1 pseudogene is annotated in these 574 nt (G+C 44.9%); it reads left to right on the forward strand.

Features of this window, described 5'->3' with window-relative positions:
• Window positions 1-574: pseudogene (locus QVP94_RS06390) on the forward strand (phage tail tape measure protein); the annotation flags it as partial.

Below are 574 nucleotides of genomic sequence, written 5' to 3' on the forward strand. Positions count from 1 at the left end.
GTTTCTGAGAAGAATTCAAAGAAATGGAATGAGTACACTAAACAGATACAGGAGGCACAGGAACAAATAGACAAATATTCAAATCCAAATGAGAAGGATAAGAGTACGGATAATCAACTCAAGCAACAAGAGAAATTGATAGACGAACTCCTATCCCTCCGCCGGCAGAACCAGCAATCCGAGATCGATCTGATGAAAGAAGGCTCCGCAAAGAAGATCGCCCAGATAAACCTAGACTATGACAATGAGATCGCCGCCATACTTACCAAGGAAAAAGAGTGGAAAGACGCTCAAGGCGGCAAACTGACTAAGGAACAGACCGTGGAGATTCGTACAGCCTTGGTGAACTCATACGTCAAACGGGAGCGATCGACCTCTAATGTGAATAAGGAACAACTGGAGGAAGAGAAACGTGCCATGAACGAGTATCTGAAAGAATACGGTTCTTATCTTGATAAGAGAGATGCTATCACGGCTCTTTATAACGAGAAGATAGCCAAGGCTACGACGGAAGGCGAGCGTAAGTCCCTTTCCGAGGCCATGAAAAGGGAACTGTCTGATCTCGACATAGAGG

It is taken from the genome of Parabacteroides sp. CAG:2, from assembly GCF_000436315.1.
Lineage (GTDB): Bacteria > Bacteroidota > Bacteroidia > Bacteroidales > Tannerellaceae > Parabacteroides > Parabacteroides distasonis.